Origin of the sequence: Aeromicrobium sp. (assembly GCF_023146395.1) — a bacterium.
GTDB lineage: Bacteria > Actinomycetota > Actinomycetes > Propionibacteriales > Nocardioidaceae > Aeromicrobium.
In genome coordinates this window covers 80,267-99,980 of sequence record NZ_JAGLCD010000001.1, presented here as the reverse complement: position 1 = coordinate 99,980, position 19,714 = coordinate 80,267, and the positions used below count along the sequence as shown (strand labels likewise).

21 protein-coding genes are annotated in these 19,714 nt (G+C 70.6%); 6 read left to right on the top strand and 15 right to left on the bottom strand.

Annotated features, from left to right (window positions below; translation table 11 throughout):
* Positions 1-49 precede the first annotated feature (49 nt).
* The gene (locus tag KAG51_RS00505) at positions 50-811 is read right to left on the bottom strand and encodes a ParA family protein (RefSeq protein ID WP_290579521.1); all 762 of its coding nucleotides are present in this window, start codon (positions 809-811) and stop codon (positions 50-52) included.
* Between the two features lie 49 nt (positions 812-860).
* On the opposite strand from KAG51_RS00505, the gene KAG51_RS00500 reads away from it, so the two are divergent.
* Together KAG51_RS00500 and KAG51_RS00495 are read left to right on the top strand one after the other, a co-directional pair.
* Complete coding sequence (locus tag KAG51_RS00500; protein ID WP_290579519.1) at positions 861-1,619, top strand: SDR family NAD(P)-dependent oxidoreductase; 759 nt, start codon at positions 861-863, stop codon at positions 1,617-1,619.
* The gene (locus tag KAG51_RS00495) at positions 1,616-2,449 is read left to right on the top strand and encodes an alpha/beta hydrolase (protein WP_290579517.1); all 834 of its coding nucleotides are present in this window, start codon (positions 1,616-1,618) and stop codon (positions 2,447-2,449) included. Before KAG51_RS00500 ends, KAG51_RS00495 begins: the two co-directional genes overlap by 4 nt.
* A gap of 103 nt (positions 2,450-2,552) precedes the next feature.
* On the opposite strand, the gene KAG51_RS00490 is transcribed toward KAG51_RS00495, so the two are convergent.
* Positions 2,553-3,380 carry a PHP domain-containing protein gene (locus tag KAG51_RS00490; RefSeq protein ID WP_290579515.1) on the bottom strand — a complete coding sequence of 276 codons (828 nt, stop codon included), beginning with the start codon at positions 3,378-3,380 and terminating at the stop codon, positions 2,553-2,555.
* A gap of 24 nt (positions 3,381-3,404) precedes the next feature.
* Here KAG51_RS00490 and KAG51_RS00485 point away from each other — a divergent pair, with 24 nt between their 5' ends.
* Positions 3,405-3,707, top strand: a complete 303-nt coding sequence (locus KAG51_RS00485) for a hypothetical protein (RefSeq protein WP_290579513.1) — start codon at positions 3,405-3,407, stop codon at positions 3,705-3,707.
* A gap of 9 nt (positions 3,708-3,716) precedes the next feature.
* On the opposite strand, the gene KAG51_RS00480 is transcribed toward KAG51_RS00485, so the two are convergent.
* From KAG51_RS00480 to ftsE, 7 genes are all read right to left on the bottom strand, one after another.
* Positions 3,717-4,289 (bottom strand): histidine phosphatase family protein, encoded by a 573-nt coding sequence (locus KAG51_RS00480; protein WP_290579511.1) that lies wholly within the window; start codon positions 4,287-4,289, stop codon positions 3,717-3,719.
* Between the two features lie 16 nt (positions 4,290-4,305).
* Complete coding sequence (locus tag KAG51_RS00475) at positions 4,306-5,340, bottom strand: MaoC family dehydratase (protein WP_290579510.1); 1,035 nt, start codon at positions 5,338-5,340, stop codon at positions 4,306-4,308.
* Positions 5,341-5,417: 77 nt separating this feature from the next.
* Positions 5,418-6,311 (bottom strand): amidohydrolase family protein, encoded by an 894-nt coding sequence (locus tag KAG51_RS00470; protein ID WP_290579509.1) that lies wholly within the window; start codon positions 6,309-6,311, stop codon positions 5,418-5,420.
* A gap of 2 nt (positions 6,312-6,313) precedes the next feature.
* A complete protein-coding gene (gene smpB / locus KAG51_RS00465) occupies positions 6,314-6,787 on the bottom strand; it encodes an SsrA-binding protein SmpB (RefSeq protein ID WP_290579507.1) in 474 nt (157 codons plus the stop codon).
* A 41-nt stretch (positions 6,788-6,828) separates the two neighbouring features.
* Positions 6,829-8,112, bottom strand: a complete 1,284-nt coding sequence (locus tag KAG51_RS00460) for a M23 family metallopeptidase (protein ID WP_290579505.1) — start codon at positions 8,110-8,112, stop codon at positions 6,829-6,831.
* Positions 8,113-8,243: 131 nt separating this feature from the next.
* The gene (ftsX, locus tag KAG51_RS00455) at positions 8,244-9,155 is read right to left on the bottom strand and encodes a permease-like cell division protein FtsX (protein WP_290579503.1); all 912 of its coding nucleotides are present in this window, start codon (positions 9,153-9,155) and stop codon (positions 8,244-8,246) included.
* Positions 9,156-9,162: 7 nt separating this feature from the next.
* Positions 9,163-9,852, bottom strand: coding sequence for a cell division ATP-binding protein FtsE (gene ftsE / locus KAG51_RS00450; protein WP_290579501.1), 690 nt, complete (start codon positions 9,850-9,852; stop codon positions 9,163-9,165).
* A gap of 147 nt (positions 9,853-9,999) precedes the next feature.
* On the opposite strand from ftsE, the gene glpX reads away from it, so the two are divergent.
* The 3 genes from glpX to KAG51_RS00435 are packed head-to-tail and all read left to right on the top strand — an operon-like array spanning position 10,000 to position 12,581.
* Positions 10,000-10,983: a class II fructose-bisphosphatase gene (gene glpX / locus KAG51_RS00445; RefSeq protein WP_290579703.1), complete on the top strand. Its 984-nt coding sequence runs from the start codon at positions 10,000-10,002 to the stop codon at positions 10,981-10,983.
* A gap of 30 nt (positions 10,984-11,013) precedes the next feature.
* Positions 11,014-11,955, top strand: a complete 942-nt coding sequence (locus tag KAG51_RS00440) for an alpha/beta hydrolase (RefSeq protein WP_290579499.1) — start codon at positions 11,014-11,016, stop codon at positions 11,953-11,955.
* A gap of 20 nt (positions 11,956-11,975) precedes the next feature.
* Entirely contained in the window at positions 11,976-12,581 is a 606-nt protein-coding gene (locus tag KAG51_RS00435) for an FMN-binding negative transcriptional regulator (protein WP_290579497.1), read from the top strand.
* Positions 12,582-12,735: 154 nt separating this feature from the next.
* On the opposite strand, the gene KAG51_RS00430 is transcribed toward KAG51_RS00435, so the two are convergent.
* Genes KAG51_RS00430 through KAG51_RS00405 form a run of 6 tightly spaced genes read right to left on the bottom strand, consistent with a single transcriptional unit; the run spans position 12,736 to position 19,692 of the window.
* Complete coding sequence (locus KAG51_RS00430; RefSeq protein ID WP_290579495.1) at positions 12,736-14,028, bottom strand: ABC transporter substrate-binding protein; 1,293 nt, start codon at positions 14,026-14,028, stop codon at positions 12,736-12,738.
* A 31-nt stretch (positions 14,029-14,059) separates the two neighbouring features.
* The gene (locus tag KAG51_RS00425; RefSeq protein WP_290579493.1) at positions 14,060-15,241 is read right to left on the bottom strand and encodes a branched-chain amino acid ABC transporter permease; all 1,182 of its coding nucleotides are present in this window, start codon (positions 15,239-15,241) and stop codon (positions 14,060-14,062) included.
* Entirely contained in the window at positions 15,238-16,125 is an 888-nt protein-coding gene (locus tag KAG51_RS00420) for a branched-chain amino acid ABC transporter permease (protein ID WP_290579491.1), read from the bottom strand. The genes KAG51_RS00425 and KAG51_RS00420 overlap by 4 nt, the downstream gene beginning before the upstream one ends.
* Positions 16,122-18,038 (bottom strand): AMP-binding protein, encoded by a 1,917-nt coding sequence (locus KAG51_RS00415; RefSeq protein WP_290579489.1) that lies wholly within the window; start codon positions 18,036-18,038, stop codon positions 16,122-16,124. The genes KAG51_RS00420 and KAG51_RS00415 overlap by 4 nt, the downstream gene beginning before the upstream one ends.
* Positions 18,035-18,910: an ABC transporter ATP-binding protein gene (locus KAG51_RS00410; protein ID WP_290579487.1), complete on the bottom strand. Its 876-nt coding sequence runs from the start codon at positions 18,908-18,910 to the stop codon at positions 18,035-18,037. Before KAG51_RS00410 ends, KAG51_RS00415 begins: the two co-directional genes overlap by 4 nt.
* Entirely contained in the window at positions 18,907-19,692 is a 786-nt protein-coding gene (locus KAG51_RS00405; protein WP_300233030.1) for an ABC transporter ATP-binding protein, read from the bottom strand. The genes KAG51_RS00410 and KAG51_RS00405 overlap by 4 nt, the downstream gene beginning before the upstream one ends.
* Positions 19,693-19,714 lie beyond the last annotated feature (22 nt).

Sequence of the window (19,714 nt, the reverse complement as noted above, 5' to 3'; positions counted from 1 at the left end):
AGGCCCGACGCACCGCGTCGGGCCTCAGGTCGTCGCGGACGTCGGCGCGTCAGTCCAGCAGCTGGGCGGCCACCGCACGATAGGCCTCGGCACCCTTGTGAGTGCGGTGCGTCCCGAGGATCGTGCGACCGATCGCGGGCGCCTCGGCGAACCGGATCGACTTCGGGATCGCCGGGGAGATAATCGGCAGCTCGTAGGTGGACCCGATCGCGTCGACGACCGCCTGGGCGTGCTTGGTGCGACCGTCGTACATCGTGGGCAGGACGCCCCAGACCACGAGCCCGGAGTTGATGAACTGCTGCACGTCGCTGATCGTCTCGAGCAGCTGGCCCACCCCGCGGTGCGCGAGGGTCTCGGCCTGGAGCGGGATCAGCACCTTGTCGGAGGCCGCGAGGGCCCCCACCGTGAGCACCCCCAGCGTGGGCGGGCAGTCGATGATGACGACGTCGTAATCGCCGGCGACCTTGTCGAGCGCGACCCGCAGGCGCTGCTCGCGGCCGGTACGGGTCACCAGACCCTCCTCGGCCTGCGTGACCGTGATGTTGGACGGCAGCAGGTGCACGTTGTCGTCGGTCACGACGATCGCGTCGTCGGCCCGGTGCGTGCCCAGCAGGACGTCGCCCACCGTGACGTCGAGGTCCTCGGGGTCGATGCCCAACGAGAACGTCAGACCGCCCTGCGGATCGAGGTCGACGAGCAGCACACGCTGCTCGAGCTCGACCAGCGCCGCGCCGAGGGAGGCGACGGTCGTCGTCTTGCCGACCCCGCCCTTCTGGTTCACCACGCTGATCGTCGTCGTCACGTCGGCCATTGTGCCACTGGCGATGCCGCGGCCGCGGCGTGTGCGGCATGCTGGACGCATGTCCTCTCGCGCTCTCGTCACCGGTGCCACGGCCGGCATCGGCCACTCCTTCGTCCGCGCCCTCGCCGCCCGCGGTGACGACCTCGTTCTGGTCGCCCGCGACACGGCTCGCCTCGAGCAAGTGGCGGCCGACCTCAGGGCCCAGCACGGGGTCACGGTCGACGTCCTGACGGCCGACCTCACGAGTCCGGCCGACGTCGACCGGGTCGCGGCCGTCCTCGCCGACCCGGACCGCCCGGTCGACCTGCTGGTCAACAATGCTGGCGCCTCGTTGGCCGGCTGGTTCGGGTCGACCGAGATCGCCGACGAGGACCGCCAGCTCGACCTGCTCGTGCGCGCGCCGATGCACCTGATGGACGCCGCGATCAAGGCCATGACCCCTCGGGGCCACGGCGCGATCGTCAACGTCACGAGCGTCGCGGCGTTCACCCCACGCGGCGCGTACTCGGCGCACAAGGCGTGGCTCACCAACCTCTCGCTGTGGGCGGGCTGGCATCACGGAGCCTCCGGCGTCAAGGTCATGGCGCTCGCTCCCGGCTTCACGCGCACCGAGTTCCACCAGCGGGGCGAGATGGACATCTCCGGGGTGCCGAAGTGGATGTGGCTCCAGTCCGACCGCGTCGTGGCCGAGGGCCTGCGCGACCTCGAGCGCGGCAAGTCGTTGTCGGTGCCGTCCAAGCGCTACAAGGTCCTGGCCTTCCTTGCCCAGCACGCCCCCACCTCGCTCGTGGCCCGCGCGGCCAAGCGCGGACGATGAGCACGCCCCAGACCCTCGCCGTGCCCGAGGGCGTCGCGGCGACGCGCATCGAGACCCCGCGTGGCTCGTTCGCGGCGCACGTCGCGCGGGTCGACGCCCCGCTCGGCCACGTGCTGCTGGTGCCCGGCTGGACCGGCAGCAAGGAGGACTTCACCCAGCTCCTGCCGCTGCTCGCGCAGGCCGGGTTCGACGCGACCGCCTACGACCAGCGCGGGCAGTTCGAGACCCCCGGCACCGCCGACGACGACTACGCGTTGGAGGCGCTCGCCGCTGACGCCGGCGCCGTGGCGCGGGCGGCGTCGGGCGATCCCGTGCACCTGCTCGGCCACTCCTTCGGGGGTCTCGTGGCCCAGACGGCGGCGGCGAAGCGCCCGGAGCGGTGGCGCAGCCTGAGCCTGCTCTGCACGGGTCCCGGCGCGCTCGGCGACTCCCCGACCCGACCGCTCCGCCACCTCGCCGATGCCCTCTTGACCGTCCCGCTCCTGGAGCTGCACCGCATCGGGGAGCGTGCCGCGGACGCGCCCCGTCCGCCCGAGATCGCCGCGTTCCTCGAGCGCCGGTTCGTCGCGAACTCCCCCGACTCCCTGCGGGCCATGACCCTGCACCTGCTCGAGGCGCCCGACCGCGTGGCCGAGGTGGCCGCGACGGGTCTGCCCGTCTGGGTCGGCTACGGCGAGCTCGACGACGCCTGGCCGCTCGCGGCGCAGGCCGACATGGCGCACCGCCTCGGGGTCGAGCCGACGGTCCTGCCTGGCCTGGGCCACTCCCCCGGCGTGGAGGACCCCGCAGCCCTCGCTGCCGCCTGGCTCCCGTTCCTCACCGCCACCTGACGTTCCGCTCGCGAGAGACTTTGTTGGTGGTCACGAGCGACTTTGTTGCGGCTGATCGCCAACAAACTCTCTCCTGTGCACCAACAAAGTCTCTCGGCAGCGTTCAGCCGAGGAGGCGGTCGAGCTGGTCGGGGGCCGTGAGATGCGCACCGAGGCGGAACGCCGAGCTCTTGCCCGTGCCGTGGTAGTCGCTGGACCCCGTCACGACGAGGTCGAGGTCGGCGGCGATCGCGCGGAGCTGGTCGCGGGCCGGGGCGCCGTGGTCGTGGTGGTCGACCTCGATGCCGTCCAGCCCCGCCTCCTGCAGGCGTCCGAAGGTGTCGGCCGACAGCACCCGGTCACTGCCCCGCGACCACGGATGGGCGACGACGGCACGCCCGCCCGCCGCCTTCACGAGCTCGACCGTCGCGAACAAGGGCGCCGCGTAGCGGTCGACGTAGGCCCGTCCGCCGGTGTTGAGCCAGCCGTTGAAGGCCTCGTCGCGGTGGGCGATGTAGCCCTTCGCGACCATCGCGTCGGCGATGTGCGGCCGTCCTGAGGCCGCGGCGTCGCCGGACTGGGCCGCGACGTCCTCGAGCGTGATGTCGACGCCGTGCTCGGCGAGCTTGCGCAGGACGTCGGGCAGCCGGTTGTCGCGACCGTCGAGCACCCGGCGGAGCTCGGCGACGAGGGCCGGGTGCTCGGGATCAAACTCGTAGCCGAGCAGGTGGACGCTCTCGCCCTGGTAGCGCGTCGAGATCTCGATGCCCCGCACGAGCCGGATCCCGATGCGGTCGGCCTCGGCCTGCGCCTCGTCCCACCCGGTCGTGGCGTCATGGTCGGTCAGCGCCACGACGTCGAGCCGGGCTACCTCCGCCGCGTTCCGCACGAGCTCGGCCGGGCTGTCAGTGCCGTCGGACCGGTTCGAGTGGGTGTGCAGGTCGATCCGCATGGGGTCAGGCTAGCGTCAGGGGGCATGACCGCGAGCCAGCCCGAACCCGACGACCCGCGCGACCGGAGGGGCCCCTCCGACGAAGCACTGCGCCGCATGGCCCAGTCGGTCGCCCGACCGCTGCCGCTGCGGCTGCTGTGGTGCCTGCCGATCGCGGTCGTCGGCAGCGTGGCCTTCACCTTCGGCGTGGCGGTGGCCGGTGGGACGCTCACGACGACGATCGTCGCGATCGGCTTCGCCGCCGGACTGCTCGTGAGCCTGTTCTCGTCGTTCGTCGCGCGTCCTCGAACCCTGCGCATCCACGGCGACGGCACTCCGCGAACCTAGCCCGAGAACCTAGCGCCGCCGTCCCACGTTCCACGTCAGCACGGCCGGCGTACCGCGGTCGTCACCGAGCTCGCTCCACGTCGCCGTGTCGAGCACGAAGTGGCGACCCTCGGCCACTGGCAGGCCCAACCAGCGGGCGACCAGGGCCCGGAGCGAGTGGCCGTGCGCCACGGCCAACGTCGTGCCGCCGGAGGCACGCACCCGTGCGACGACCCGGTCCAGCCGCTCCGCGACCTGCGCGGCGCTCTCGCCCCCGGGCACGGGCGAGGACCAGATGGTCCACCCGGGCACCGTCTCGCGGATCTGCGGCGTCGTGACGCCCTCGTAGTCGCCGTAGTCCCACTCGGCCAGGTCCGCACAGATCTCCGGATCGGCGAGACCCGCGAGCTCGGCGGTACGGCGGGCCCGGAGCCGCGGGCTGCACAGCACGTGGTCGACGGGGAGCTCGGCGAGCACCGGCGCGAGCGCCCGCGCCTCCTGCTCCCCCGCCTCGGTCAACGGCAGGTCGGTGGTGGACGTGTGGCGGCCGGTTCGGCTCCACTCCGTCTCGCCGTGGCGGACGAGGATCAGGCGCGCTGACATGGCGAGTCGTCCCGGCTCAGCGCGGGACGAGCGCCCAGAGGTCGAGATCGAGCAGCACGCCCGGGGCGTACTTGCCGTCCTCGCCCTTGAGCGTCATGGACTCGTCGCGGTCCCGCGTGGCGACCAGTCGCAGCCGCAGGGCTCCGACGCCGGGCGCCTGCGTCTCAGCCGTGTCGAGCACCTCGGACCAGGCGTACACCGTGTCGCCGGCGAAGGCCGGGGCGGTGTGCGAGCCGCCGTTGATCGCGGCGATCAGCTGCGCGTTGGCCAGACCGTTGAACGACAGCGCCCGCGCCATCGAGATCACGTGGCCCCCGTAGACCAGGCGCCGGCCGTCGGGCCGGGCCTGGGTGTTGAAGTGGACCTTGGCGGTGTTCTGCCAGAGCCGGGTCGCCATCATGTGCTCGGACTCGCTCAGCGTGACCCCGTCGACGTGGTCGATCTTCTCCCCGACCGCGTAGTCGTCGAAGCGGTGCGGCTCACCCGCGGCCGCGGCGTCGTAGTCGGAGAAGTCCAGGCCGGCGGGGAGCACGAGATCCTCCGGCGCGACGACGGACGCGAGCTCGGGCACGACCGTCTCGGGCGCGGGGAGCGACTGGTCACGCTTGTGCACCATGACCCACCGGGCCCAGTCGAGCGCGACCTCGCCGCGCTGGTTGACCGCGGTCGAGCGGACGTAGACGACGCCGCTCTTGCCGTTGGAGTTCTGCTTGAGGCCGATGACCTCCGAGCTCGTGCGCAGCGTGTCGCCCGGGACGACCGGCTGGTGGAACCGCAGCTCGGCGTACCCGAGGTTGGCCACGGCGTTGAGCGAGATGTCCGGCACGGTCTTGCCGAAGGCGACGTGGAATGCGATGAGCTCCTCGACGGGATGAGCCGCCAGGCCCACCGCGGCGGCGAACTGCGCCGAGGACGCGATCGCGAACCGCGTGGGGTAGATCGCGCCGTACACCGCACGGTCACCCTCGGTGATCGTGCGCGGGGTGGCGTGCTCGAAGACCTGCCCGACCCGGAAGTCCTCGAAGAAGTGGCCGGGGTTCGTCTTGCTCATGGGGCTCCTCACAGGCGGTGGCGTGCGGCCCCATCATGGCCGACGAGGCGTGCGACCGGGGAGACCGGGTCGCCCGATCAGGCTCGACCGAACAGGCGCGCGCCGTTGTGCCAGAGGACGTCGCGCATCCAGTCGTCACCGAGACCGAGCCGGGCGAGGGCCTCGACCTGGTGGGCGTACGGATACGGGATGTTCGGGAAGTCGCTGCCGAAGAGCACCTTCGCCTGCAGGTCGACGAGATGGTCCACGACCTCGAAGGACGGGTCGTCGTCCCAGAAGTCGACGAACGCCATCGTGGTGTCGAGGCGCACGTGGGCATGGGCCCGGGCGAGCTCGACGAAGCCCCGGGTCTCGGGCGTGCCGAGGTGGGCGATCACGAGCCGCAGGTCGGGGAACCGCGCGAGGACACGGCGCACCGGCTCGACCCCCGTGTAGCGCCCCGGGGCGGGCCCGGAGCCCGCGTGCAGCACGATCGGCACGGCATGGCGCTCCAGTCGCGCCCAGACGGGGTCGAGGAGCGGGTCGTCGGGCGAGAACTCACCCACCTGCACGTGGGCCTTGAAGACCTCGACCCCCTGCTCGAGCGCCTCCGCCACGTAGCTGTCGGCCTCCGGCTCGGGGTAGAACGTCGCCGAGTGCAGCGACTCCGGGTGCAGGGCCGCGAACTCGGTGCACCAGGCGTTCATGAAGGTCGCGACACCGGGCTTGTGGGCGTACGACAGGGCCGAGTAGTGCGCGACGCCCATGGCCCGCAACGTGGCGACCCGGTCCTCGTCGCTCGTCCGGTACCGGACCGGCCACGGGCGGCCCAGCTTCGGGCCTGCCGCGTCGAAGTAGGCCCACACCTTCGCCAGCACGCGCGGGTGCATGAAGTGCACGTGCACGTCGAAGATCCCCGGGAGACCGAGCGTCGCCAGGTACTCCGGGAGCCCGGCATCGGTCGCGGGCCCGGTCGTCGTGGCGGCCCCCACTCCTACAGGCCCTTGAGCTTGCGACCCATGACGTTGCGGGCCTCGTTCAGGGCGTCGCGCTCGCGGATCGTGTGCCGCTTGTCGTAGGCCTTCTTGCCCTTGGCCACCGCGATCTCGACCTTGGCCCGGCCGTCCTTGAAGTACAGGCTGAGCGGCACGAGCGTGACGCCCTTGTCCATGAGCTTGCGCTCGATCTTGTCGATCTCGGAACGGTTGAGCAGCAGCTTGCGGCGGCGCCGGGCCTCGTGGTTGGTCCAGGTGCCCTGCGCGTACTGCGGGATGTGGACCTGCAGGAGCCACGCCTCGCCGCGGTCGATCTCGGCGAATCCGTCGACGAGCGACGCGCGGCCCTCACGCAGGCTCTTGACCTCCGTGCCGACCAGCACCAGACCAGCCTCGAAGGTGTCCTCGACGTGATAGTCGTGGCGCGCCTTCTTGTTCTGCGCGATGACCTTGCGGCCGGTCTCCTTGGGCATCTGTCCATTCTCTCACCTGGACGGGAGGAAGGGGCCGGGCGTCAGCCGATCCAGTTGGCCGGGTTCGTGTGCGAGCCGTTGACCAGGACCATGAAGTGCAGGTGGCACCCCGTGGAGGATCCCGTCGTGCCCACGTAGCCGATCGTCTGACCGCGCGAGACCCGCTGGCCCGCGCTCACCGCGAAACGCGAGAGGTGGTTGTAGGTCGTGACGATGTTGGCGCCCCGGATCGTGCCGTTGTTCAGGATGACCCGGTTGCCGTAGCCGCTGTTGTAGTACTGGCTCATGATCGTGCCGTCGGCCGCGGCCTTGATCGGCGTGCCGCAGGCGGCGCCGAAGTCCATGCCGTCGTGCAGGCGCCGCTTGCCCGTGATCGGGTGGATCCGGTAGCCGTAGGGCGAGGTGATGCGGATCGAGCTCAGCGGGTAGGAGAGGCCGCTGCCGCTGCTGCTGCCGCCACCTCCGCCGCCGCCACCGCCTCCGGACGCCGGCGGCGGGGTGGACCGGGCGATCTCGGCCTGGATCTGGGCCTCCAGCCGGTTGCGCTCGGCCTCGAGCGCCGCGATGTCGGCCGCGTCGGCCGCCACGGCGGCGTCGGCGGCGGACTTGTTCGCGGAGTTCGTCTGCACGAGCTGGGCGACCGAGGCCTCCTGGGCGGCGGCCTGCTGCTCCAGCACCGTGATGTTGGCCAGGTTCGCCGCGGCCTCGTCGCGCTCGACCTTGACCTGGTCGCGCAGCGCCTGCACCTTCTGCTCGTTCAGGTCGAGCATGACGCGCGTCGCGTCGAGCGTGTCGAGCTTGCTCAGCTGGGAGTCGGCGATCGTGTTGTTGATCGCGACCTGCTCGGTGAACTCCGTCGGGTCGGCGCCGCTCACGAGGTCGTTGAAGGCGCGAAGCCCCGAGCCCGCGTCCTGCAAGGACTCGACCGTGAACGCGATGACCTCCTGGGTCGACGCGTCGACCTGCTGCTCGCCGGCCGCGAGGTCGGCCTCCGCCTGGGCCAGGTCGGCCTCGCTCTGGGCGAGCTCGACCTGCTTCTGGGCATCGAGCGCCCGGGCGGCGACGAGCTGACCTCGCACGTTGCCGAGCTGGGCCTGGGCGTCCGCGAGCTGGGCCTGCGAGGCCTGCAGCGCGTAGGCGGCGTCGGCCGCCGCCTTGCTCGACTCGTCGTAGGACTGCCGGGCGCCGTTGATCTCGGAGCTGACCCCGTTCTTCTTGCGCTCGAGATCGTCCTTGGACTCGGCCAGCGACGGACCTGCGAGCGCGGCGATCAGCGCGAAGGTCAGCGTGAACGCCAGCAGAGCGGACCGCGGGGTGGATCTCATAGGAAAACCTCGACCTGGGGAAGTGCCCTGACGGGCAGGCGAGTGCGACGTGAGTGAACCAGTGTGACGAGAGAGACTCTAGTTCACCTTGAGGGTCACGGCTACCCCCGCCGACATCCCGGGCGCGTTGGTCAGACCTTGAGGTACCGGCGCGTGAGCAGCAGGGTGGGCAGCAGCGCGAGGGCGACGGCGAGCAACGAGGTCAGACCCATCACGCCGAGCGCCTCCTGCCAGCGCACCCACGTCGTGATCTGCAGGTTCTCCCGCAGGAAGCCGTAGACCACGAAACCCATGAACGCCGCGATGCCGGCCGAGGCCAGCGCGGCCGAGACGACCGCCGCCACGAGCGACTCCAGGATGAACGGCAGCTGGATGTGCCAGCTGGACGCGCCGACGTAGCGCATGATGCTGATCTCGCGGCGGCGCGCATGGGCCGTCATCCGGATCGTGTTGGAGACCTGCAGGATCGCGGCGAGGATCAGTAGCAGCGCCGTGCCGATCGAGGCCCACTGCAGCTTCTCGAGTGCCACGAAGAGCGGCTTGAGCAGGTCCTCGAGCGAGAGAACGCTGTTGACGCCGTCCATCCCGCTGACCTGGCTCAGCACGCCGTCGTACTCCTGCGGGTTGACCAGCGTGACGAAGTACGAGTCGGCGAAGTCCTCGACGCCGACGACCTCGAGCTGCTTGCGCCCCGTGTCGGAGTCGCCGATGCGCTCCTTGGCGCGCTCGAAGTTCTGCTCGGCCGTGCGCACCTCGAAGCTCTCGACCTCCGGGTTGTCGCGCAGGGCCTCCTCGACGGCTTCCTTCTGGGCGTCGGTGGCGGCGCCGCCGATACAGGTCGGCGCCTTGGACGTGCCGGTGCACAGGCTGACCTGCAGCTGCAGCTGGTTGCCGAAGTACTCCTCGGTGCGGTCGGCCTGGGCCTGGATCAGCAGGCCCAGCCCCGCCAGCAGCAGCGAGACCGTCATCGTGACGACGAGCGAGATCGTCATCGACTTGTTTCGGGACAGGCTGGTGCCCAGCTCCCGCAGCGTGAGATTCATGCGCTCCTCAGCTCTGGTACCCGTAGATGCCGCGGGCCTCGTCGCGCACGACGCGCCCGTCGTCGAGCTCGATGACGCGCTTGCGCATCTGGTCGACGATCGAGGAGTCGTGGGTGGCCATCACGACCGTCGTGTCGGTGCGGTTGATGCGGTCGAGCAGCTTCATGATGCCGACGCTGGTGGCGGGGTCGAGATTTCCGGTGGGCTCGTCCGCGATGAGGATCTTCGGGCGGTTGACGAACGCCCGGGCGACCGCGACGCGCTGCTGCTCGCCGCCGGACAGCTCGTTGGGGAGCCGGTGGCCCTTGCCCTCCAGGCCCACGAGCTCGAGCGTCTCGGGGACGACCTTGTCGATCTCGGCGCGCGACTTGCCGATGACCTGCAGGGCGAAGGCGACGTTCTCGTTGACGGTGCGGTTGGGCAGCAGGCGGAAGTCCTGGAACACGGTGCCGACCTGGCGACGCAGCTTGGGGACCTTCCAGCTCGAGAGCTTGTCGATCTCCTTGCCCGCCACGAAGACCCGGCCCTCGCTCGGCCGCTCCTCGCGCAGCACGAGGCGCAGGAACGTCGACTTGCCGGAGCCCGAGGCACCGACGAGGAACACGAACTCGCCCTTGGCGATCTCCAGGTCGAGACCGTCGAGGGCAGGTCGCTTCTGTCCGGAGTACGTCTTGGTGACGTGGTCGAAGCGGATCACCCGACGAGTCTAGGCAGAACATGCCCAGCGCCCGCGGACCCGACAGTTCCCGCGCGGCGACCGCGCGCACCGCCGGGACGGTCGCGCCCGCGTCGGACGTCCCGGTGCCACTAGGATGCTCGGGTGGAGAGCCTTCAGCCCGCCGACATGGCGCCCGACCGCAATCTCGCCCTCGACCTCGTCCGTGTCACCGAAGCCGGGGCCATGGCCGCCGGTCGCTGGGTCGGCCGCGGCGACAAGAACGGAGCCGACGGGGTCGCGGTCAACGCCATGCGCACCCTGATCAACACCGTCGAGATGAACGGTGTCGTCGTGATCGGCGAGGGCGAGAAGGACGAGGCGCCCATGTTGTTCAACGGCGAGCAGGTCGGCGACGGCAACGGCCCCGAGTGCGACGTCGCGGTCGACCCGATCGACGGCACCACCTTGACCGCCAAGGGCATGCCGAACGCGATCAGCGTCATGGCCGTCGCCCCCCGCGGGTCGATGTACGACCCCTCGGCGGTGTTCTACATGGAGAAGATCGCCGCCGGGCCGGAGTTCGCCGACCTGATCGACATCCGGCTCCCGGTCGCCGAGAACATCGACATCATCGCCCGCACCAAGGGCGTCTCGCACAGCGACGTCACGGTGTGCATCCTGGAACGTCCACGCCACGAGGACCTGGTCGAGCAGGTCCGCGCCGCCGGGGCCCGCATCAAGTTCATCACCGACGGGGACGTCGCCAGCGCCATCAGCGCCGCCCGCCCCGACACCGGCGTCGATCTCATGGTCGGCGTCGGCGGCACGCCGGAGGGCATCATCACGGCGTGCGCCATGAAGGCCCTGGGCGGCGTGCTCCAGACCCGCCTGTGGCCCACGGGCGACGAGGAGCGCCAGCGCGCGGTCGACGCCGGCCACGACCTGGAGCGCATCCTGCACACCGACGACCTCGTCACGGCCGACGACTGCTTCTTCGTCGCGACCGGCATCACCGACGGCGACCTGCTCGCGGGCGTGCGCTACACCAAGGGCGCCGCGATCACCGAGTCGCTCGTGATGCGCTCGCGCAGCGGCACGATCCGCAAGATCCACAGCGAGCACAAGCTGTCCAAGCTCAAGGCCTACTCCTCGATCGACTACGAGCACTGAGGCTCGCCCCGACCTCCCGAAGGGCCCCGCATGACCACCTCGTCCGTCACGAGCTCTGACGAGCTGTTCGCGAGCCTCCCGTCGGGCATCGACCTGTGCCACCAGACCTTCGGCGACGACACCGATCCCGCGATACTGCTGATCATGGGGCTCAGCGGTCCGATGGGCTGGTGGGACGAGGAGCTGTGCCGCCTGCTCGCCGACCGCGGCTTCTTCGTGATCCGGTACGACAACCGCGACACCGGGCGCTCCACCAAGGTGCGCCAGCACGCGATGGGGCGCACCGACCTGGTGCGCGCGTTCCTCGGGGTGCCACCGCTCAAGCTCGGCCCGGTCGACCTCGCGGTCCGCGCGCCGTACTCGATCAGCGACCTCGCGGAGGACGCCGCCGGCCTGCTCGACGCCCTGGGCATCGACCAGGCGCACGTCGTGGGCGCGTCGATGGGCGGCATGATCGCGCAGACGCTGGCGATCCAGGAGCCCGACCGCGTGCTGAGCCTCACCTCGATCATGTCGACCACAGGACGACGCACGGTCGGCTGGCAGGATCCTCGTCTGATCCCGCACCTGCTGAAGCGCACCAAGCCGACCCGCGACGCCTACGTCGCCCGGTCCGTGGAGTCCTCGGCGCTGATCGGCTCGCCCGCTTTTCCGCCGGACCCGGAGGCCGCCCGCCGGCGGGCCGAGATCACCTACGACCGCGGCTACAGCGCGAGCGGGGTCGTGCGCCAGATGATGGCGATCCTGACCCAGCCCGACCGCACGGCGGCACTGCGACGTCTTTCGGTCCCGGCCACCGTGGTGCACGGCACGGCCGACCGCCTGGTCAACCCGTCCGGAGGCCGCGCCACGGCCGAGGCCATCCCGGGGGCCGAGCTGCGGATGGTCGAGGGCATGGCCCACGACCTGCCACCGGCCCTGTGGGACACGCTCGTCGCGGCGATCACCGACACCGCCGCCCGCGCGTCGTGAGGCCCAGCCCGGCCCACGCGGTGACCGACGTCGCGGCCGTGCGCGAGCTCGTGCTCCGCACGGGATTCGCCACGATCGTCAGCAGCACCTCGGCCGGACCCGTGGCCTCGCACTACCCCGTCGTGCTCGAGGACGGGACCGACGAGCTCGTGGTGCTGACCCACGTCGGCCGGCCCGACGAGCGCATCCACGAGCTCGACGCTGCCGCTGCGCAGGGGCGCGAGCTGCTCGTGATCGTGCAGGGCCACCACGGGTACGTCTCCCCCAGCTGGTACGCGCCGGGGTCGTCGCGGGCACCCACCTGGAATTTCACGGTGGCGCACCTGTGGGGCGTGCCGGAGGTGCTGACGCCCGAGGAGAATCTCGACACGCTCGTGCGCCTCGTGGCGCACTTCGAGCAGCACGTCGACGAGCCGATGTGGCTCGACCGCGACTGGGCGGCCCCCGTGGCCCGGGGCACGGTGGGTCTGCGGATCCCGGTGACCCGGTTCGACGTCAAGGCGAAGCTGAGCCAGGACAAGGACCCGGAGTCGGTGCAGCGCGTCATCGACCACCTGCGCGCCCCCGGCCCGTACTCGCACCCCGACCTGGCCGACGACATGGAGCGGACGCGGGACAAGGACTGAGGGGCGAGGCCTGAGGGGTTGAGGGTGCCGGGGCACCCATGAACCCTCAACCTTGCCCCCTCCGCGACCATGAACCCTCAGATTGCGTCGAGCCGGCGGACGCACCACGGCCGCGGGGCGTCCGAAGACGCACCGCGGCCGCGATGGACGTGCGCTACTTCTGCAGGTAGCAGGCCTCCTGGAAGTCGTACTCCTCGGCGGTCGGACCCGTGAAGAAGTCGACCGACGGCGCGATCCCGGTGCTGGTGCCTGACTGCGGGATGCCGAGCTGGGTGGCACGCACCGCAGCCTCGTTGGCGTCACCGGCGTAGTTCGCGCTGCCGTCGGGCAGCATGCCCTCGCTGTCGACCCCGTCGAGCGACGTGGCGGCCTTGAGCAGTCCCTCGCGGGTCAGGTCGCCGTCCTCGATCGCCTGCTCCAGCGCGGCCTTCATGACGTAGCCGCCGGTCCAGCCGAGCGCGAAGTAGTCGTTCGGCGTCGCATCGCCGTTGGCGGTGCGCATGGCCTCGAAGCCGGGGCTGTCGGTGTCCCAGAGCGGGAACGACGTGGCCCACAGGTAGGACGCCTCGAGCGCCGGACCCGCCGGGGACTGCAGCAGCGCCGCGTTCCACGTCGGGATGGAGCCCACGAACTTGCCGGTGAAGCCGGCCTGGACCGCGCCACCCACGACCGCGGCGACCTCGAGCGGACCCGTGGAGATGACCACGAGATCGGCTCCGGAGTCGACGACCGCCTTCACGGCGGCCGCCTGCTGGTCGGCACCGGGTCCAGTCTGGATGTCGGTGAACTCCACTCCGCGCTCCTCGGCGGCGATCCGGGCGCCGACCATCGCGTCATCGCCGTAGTCACCGGGGAAGTGCACCGCGGCGATGCTGTCGGCGTCGAGCTCGTCGACGCCGTAGTCGACCGCGTTCATGGCCTCGGCGCAGTAGCTCGTGCCGATCTCGAGGACACGGTCCTCGAAGTACCAGTTCGAGCCGAGGGTGGCCGGCACGACGACCAGGTTCTCGGCGTCGGAGTCCATCAGCATGGCCTCGGTGGCGACCGTGCCGAGCGACTGCGCCATCGCGAGGACCTCGTCCTTGATCTCGGAGTAGACCTGCTGATGGGTCTCGGGGTTGTAGGCGTTGTCCCGCACGAACTCGGTGACGTTGACCTCGTAGTCGCCGACGCCCCCGTTCTCGTTGACGTACTGCCAGAACGCGGCGCCACCGGCCGTCAGCGGGACGCCGACCCCCTTGAACGCGCCGGTCAGGTCGCTGATCGTGCCCAGGTAGATGCAGCCCTTGGTCTCGTCGACCGCGTCGGGACACGGCTCCTCGGTGACGCCAGGACCGACCGCACCGTCGCCACCGGCGTTGTCGTCGTCGCCCCCGCGCCCGCAGGCGGTCAGGACGAGGGCCGACACCACGGCAGCCACGGAGAGCCGTCGAATTGATCGGTTCATGCAGATTCCTCCATCTTTGACTCGCCCCGACTCAGTAGGAGAAGGGGAAGCTTTTCCAGTAGGTCCGGATCCGGACCCAGATCCCGAAGAGCCCTCGGGGCTCGAACAGCAGAAAGATCACGATCAGCGCCCCGTAGAGGGCGATCTCGACCTCGAAGATGTTCGGGTGCTCGTTCGCCGCCGAGGTGATGAACGGCAGGAACGACGGCAGCTCGGCCGAGATGCGCGGCAGCAGGGCGATCAGCATCGCGCCCATGATCGAGCCCGACACCGTCGCGACCCCGCCGATCAGCACCATCGCGATGAACTGCACCGAGAGGAGCAGGGTGAACCGCTCCGGGCCGAACACCCCGTTGGCGACGAACAGCAGCGACCCGCACACCCCGGCGAAGAACGACGACAGCACGAAGGCGATGAGCTTGTAGCGCCCGAGCTCGACGCCCATGACCCCCGCCGCGACGTCACGGTCACGGACCGCCGCGAGCGCACGGCCGACGCGGGAGCGCGCGACGTTGCGCGCCAGGACCGCCGTGATGACCAGCACGACCAGGAAGAGCCAGTACAGCTTCTGCTCCTGCGTGAACGCACCGTCGACCGTCAGGTCGGAGCCGAGGATGACCGGCTGCGGCGCCTCGCGCCCCACCTGGGCGCCGCCGGACAGATCGCGCCACTCGGTGAAGATGTAGCCGCCGATCACGACGAGGCCGAGCGTCACGATCGCCAGGTAGAGACCCCGCAGCCGGGTGGCGATCGGGGCCACGATCGCGCCCGCCACGGCCGCCGCGATGCCACCGCCGAGGATCCAGACCGGCACGATGTCGACGCCGAAACCGATGTAGCGCCCCTCGGGGTCGCCCGCGATCGCCGAGGCGGCGTACGCGCCGACCCCGACGAAGAACGCGTGCCCCAGCGACACCTGGCCGGCGTAGCCGACCAGCAGGTTCAGGCCGATCGCGCCGATCGACAGCACCAGGCCGGTGCCGAGGATCTTGAGCAGGTCGTCGGACGTGACGAAGGGCAGGATCGCCGCGACCACGACGATCGCGAGCACCCCGAGCTGCTTCGGCCGGGTGTTGAGCATCGCCATGTCCTGGCGGTACGACGTGTAGAGATCGGGACGACCCCACACCCGGCGCGAGCGCGGCGCGGTGGGCCGCGCCGCACCGCGGTCGGACGGCTGCTGGGAACCCTTCTGGGGAGACACCATCGTCATACCCGTTCGACCTCCTTGGTGCCGAAGAGGCCGTGTGGTCTGACCAGCAGCACGACCATCATGAGGACGTAGGGGGCGAGCGGACCGGTGTTCGTGGCCAGGTTCGGGAAGAGGTCGTTGTGGTACGCCCGCACGAGCGACTCCACGACCCCGACGAGCAGTCCCGCCACGACCGCGCCCCCGAGGGAGTCCAGGCCCCCGACGATGATCACGGGCAACGCCGCGAGGGCCACGACCCAGAACGTCTGGTCGATCGGATTGCCGGCCGCCGCGAAGACACCGGCCAGGGCGGCCAGGCCGCCCGCGAGCGCCCACGACAGGGCGAACACCGCGCCGACGCTGACGCCCTGGGCCATCGCGGCCTCCTGGTCGAGCGCGGCAGCCCGCATGGCCAAGCCCATCGAGCTGAACCGGAAGAACAGCATGAGGGCCACGACCACGACGATCATCGCGACGAGCGCAGCGATGTGGCGCTGCTGCACCTGCACGTCGCCGATCGAGACCGTGTCCAGACCCCAGGGGTCGCCCACGAGCAGCGGGTCGGTGCCGACAAAGGCGCCGGCCACGACGCGCACCACGATGTCGACACCGATCGTGATGATCGCGATGACGAACACCGCCTTGCCGACCATGGGCCGGATCGCGATGCGTTCCACCGCGAGCGCCACGAGCCCGATCGAGATCGTGCCCACGATGACCGCGCCGGCGAAGCCGAAGCGCGGCGTCAGGTAGCTCACGAGGATCGCGCCGGCCATCATGAACGCCGGCTGCGCGAAGCTCACGACCTTCATGGACTTGTAGATGATGACGAACCCGAGGGCGAGCAGGACGTAGATCGCCCCTTGCCCCAGGCCGCCGGAGACCGCGGTCAGAAAGCCGGTCATGCCGTGCCCCCCTGCTCCGTGCCGACCCCGCCCGAGCCGACCCCGCCCGAGCCGGTGCGGTACATGTCGGCGATCAGCTCCTCGAAGAGCTGGTTGATGGCCGAGCGCTTGACCTTCTGGGTCGCGGTGAGCTCGCCGTCCTCGTGGTCGAGCTCCTTCGGCAGGAGTCGGAAGTCCTTGATCTTCTCGACGTTGGAGAACTGCTCGTTCACCGTCGTGACGGTGCCCTTGACGAGGTCGCGCACCTCGGGCTTCACGCTCAGGTCGTGGTAGGTCGTGAAGCCGAGCCCGCGGCGCTGCGCCCACTCACCGACCGTGTCGAGCTCGATGCCGATCAGGGCGGTCAGGTACTTGCGGCCGTCACCGACGACGACCGCCTCCTTGATGAAGGGCGAGGCCTTGAGCGCGTTCTCGATCTCCGAGGGCGAGACGTTCTTGCCGCCTGAGGTGATGATGATGTCCTTCATCCGATCGGTGATGGCCAGGTGCGTGCCGTCGACCCACGTGCCCACGTCACCGGTGTGGAGCCAGCCGTCGGCGTCGATGGCCTGGGCCGTGGCCTCGGGATTGCGCCAGTAGCCGGCGAACACCGCGGGGTGCCGGGTCAGCACCTCCCCGGTCTCCTCGTCGAGGCGGACCTCGGCGCCCTCCAGGGGCTCACCGACCGTGCCGAGCTTGACCCGGCCGGGCCGGTTGGCGGTGGCGACGGCCGAGTTCTCGGTCATGCCGTAGACCTCGTGGACCTTGACGCCGATGCCCATGAAGAAGCGCAGCACGTCCGGGGCGATCGGTGCCGCACCGCTCGAGGCGTACCGCACGCGCCGCAGACCCAGGCGGCTCTGCAGCGCCCGGAAGAACAGCGGCCAGCCGATCGCGTACCGGATGCGCGTGCTCGTCGTGTGGGAGCCGCCGTTCTCGACGAGCACGCCGCCGATCTTGTCGGCCTGACCCAGCCAGAACTTGGCGTAGGCGCGCTTGACCGGGGTGGCCGAGTCGAGCTTGATCCGCGCCGTGGCGAGCAGCTTCTCCCAGATCCGCGGCACCGCGAAGAACAGGGTCGGCTGGATCTCGCGCAGGTTCGCCGGCACGGTGTCGATCGACTCGGCGAAGTTCGTCTGCACCCCCGCCCCGGCGTTGAACCACGTGCTGAAGAAGCGCTCGGCGACGTGGCACAGCGGCAGGTAGGACAGCGTCAGGTCGTGCTCGCCGGGGGCGGGGTCGACGAAGCTGCTCTGGTCGAACACCGAGTGCATCGCGAAGGCGCAGTTGGCGAGCGTGAGCATCGCGCCCTTCGGCGGTCCGGTCGTGCCCGAGGTGTAGACCAACGTCATGACGTCGTCGGACTGGGCGGCGGCGATCAGCGCCTCCACCGCGCCCGGATGGGCGGACCGGTGCTGCTCCCCCAGCTCCAGCAGGCTCGACCACGACCGCAGCCGCGGCTCGTCGTAGCGGCCCTCGATGCCGCGCGTCTCGAGGTGGATCAGGTGCTGCAGGTCCGGCGTCTCGGCCGTGACGTCGAGCGCCTTGTCGAGCTGCTCCTGGTCCTCGACCAGGTGGACCTTGGACCCGCTGTGACCCAGCAGGTAGCCGACCTCGGCCGCAGGGTTGGTGGGGTAGAGCCCCACTGTCGTGCCGCGCACCGCGACCGTGGCGAGATCGAGGATGAGCCACTCCGGACGGTTCTCGGACTGGACCGAGACCCGGTCACCCGGCTCGACGCCCAGGGCGAGCAGACCGTGGCCGACCGTGACGACGAGGTCCCAGTACTCGGCCCACGTGATCTCCTGCCAGACCCCGAAGTCCTTGCGCCGCATCGCGACCCCGTGCGGGTGGCGCGCGGCGCGGTCGCGCACGCGGGTGACGATCGTGTCGGCGACGTGCACGGCGTCGGGCGCCGTCTGTACCGCGGTCACGGGCGCACCTGCTCGGCTCCGGCGGCCGTGGCGTCGGTGGGATCGCCGGCCGCGTCGAGCTCGCCGCCGAGGTAGGCCGCGACGACGCGTGGATCACGCTGCACCTGCGCCGGGGTGCCGGTCGTGACCGGGACACCGAAGTCGAGCACCATGACCCGGTCGGCCAGGTCCATGACCAGCGCCATGTCGTGCTCGACCATGATCATCGAGACCCCCAGCTCGCCGCGGATGTCGGAGATGTACCGCGCCATGTCCTCGGTCTCCTCCAGGTTCATGCCGGCCACCGGCTCGTCGAGCAGCAGCAGGCGAGGTTCCATCGCCAGAGCGCGGCCCAGCTCCACCCGCTTCTGCACGCCGTACGGCAGCAGGCCGACCGGCATCGCCCGCCAGGCAGCGAGGTCGAGGAAGTCGACGATCTCCTCGACCGCACGGCGGTGGACCAGCTCCTGCCGACGAGCCCGGCCGATCCAGGCGAGCGCCGAGAGCGTGCCGTAGTGGATGTGCTGGTGCCGCCCCAGCATCAGGTTGTCGATGACCGTCAAGTTCGCGAACAGCTCGATGTTCTGGAAGGTCCGCGCCACGCCACGGCGCGCGATCGCCGCCGGGCGAGCGCCGTCGAGGCGCTTGCCGTCGAGCGTCACGCTGCCCTGCTGGGGCCGGTAGACACCGGAGATCACGTTGAAGATCGAGGTCTTGCCCGCGCCGTTGGGGCCGATCACGGCGAACAGCTCGTCGGGGAGCACGTCGAAGCTCACGCCGTCGATCGCGGTGACCTGCCCGAACCGCAGCTGGACGTCCTCGACCCGCAGGACGGGTTCGCGGGTCGCGGCGTGGGCGCCGGGGGCGCTCGGGGGCGCCGTGGTCGTGGTCATGAGGCCCACCTCTTGCGGCGTCGGTAGTGCTTGAGGTCGCGGTAGCTCGTGCGGTCGCCCTCGGCTCCGAGGCCGAGGTAGAACTCACGGATGTCGTCGTCGGCGAGCAGCTGGGCGGCCGGCCGGTCCATCACGATGCGCCCGGTCTCGGCGACGTAGCCGTGGTGCGCGATCTGCAGAGCCATCGTGGCGTTCTGCTCGACCAGCAGGACGCCCGTGCCCTGGGCGTTGATCTCCACGATGATGTCGCGGATCTGCGCCACGACGAGGGGCGCGAGCCCCAGGCTCGGCTCGTCGAGCAGCAGGAAGCGCGGGTCCGACATCATCGACCGGCCGATCGCGAGCATCTGCTGCTCGCCACCGGAGAGGTAGCCGGCCTGCCCGGAGCGGCGCTCGTGCAGGCGCGGGAAGAGGTCGTAAACGCGGGCCAGGTTCGACTTGAGGTCCTTGCGCGCGACGTGCGCGCCGACCCGCAGGTTCTCCTCGACGCTCAGCTCCTTGAAGACCCGCCGACCCTCGAGCACGTGGCGCACCCCGCGCTTGGCCAGGGCCGTCGGGCTGAGCTGGCTGACGTCCTCGTCGCCGAGCTGCACCGTGCCCTTGCGGATCGACCCCTCGTGGATGTCGAGCATCCCGGAGAGGGCGCGCAGGACCGTGGTCTTGCCGGAGCCGTTGGCGCCGAGCAGGGCGACGATCTTGCCGTCCGGCACTTCCAGGGACACGCCGCGGGCGGCCAGCACGACGTCGTCGTAGACGACCTCGAGATTCTTCACGCTCAACACGTTCGGAGTCCCACCTCTCCCT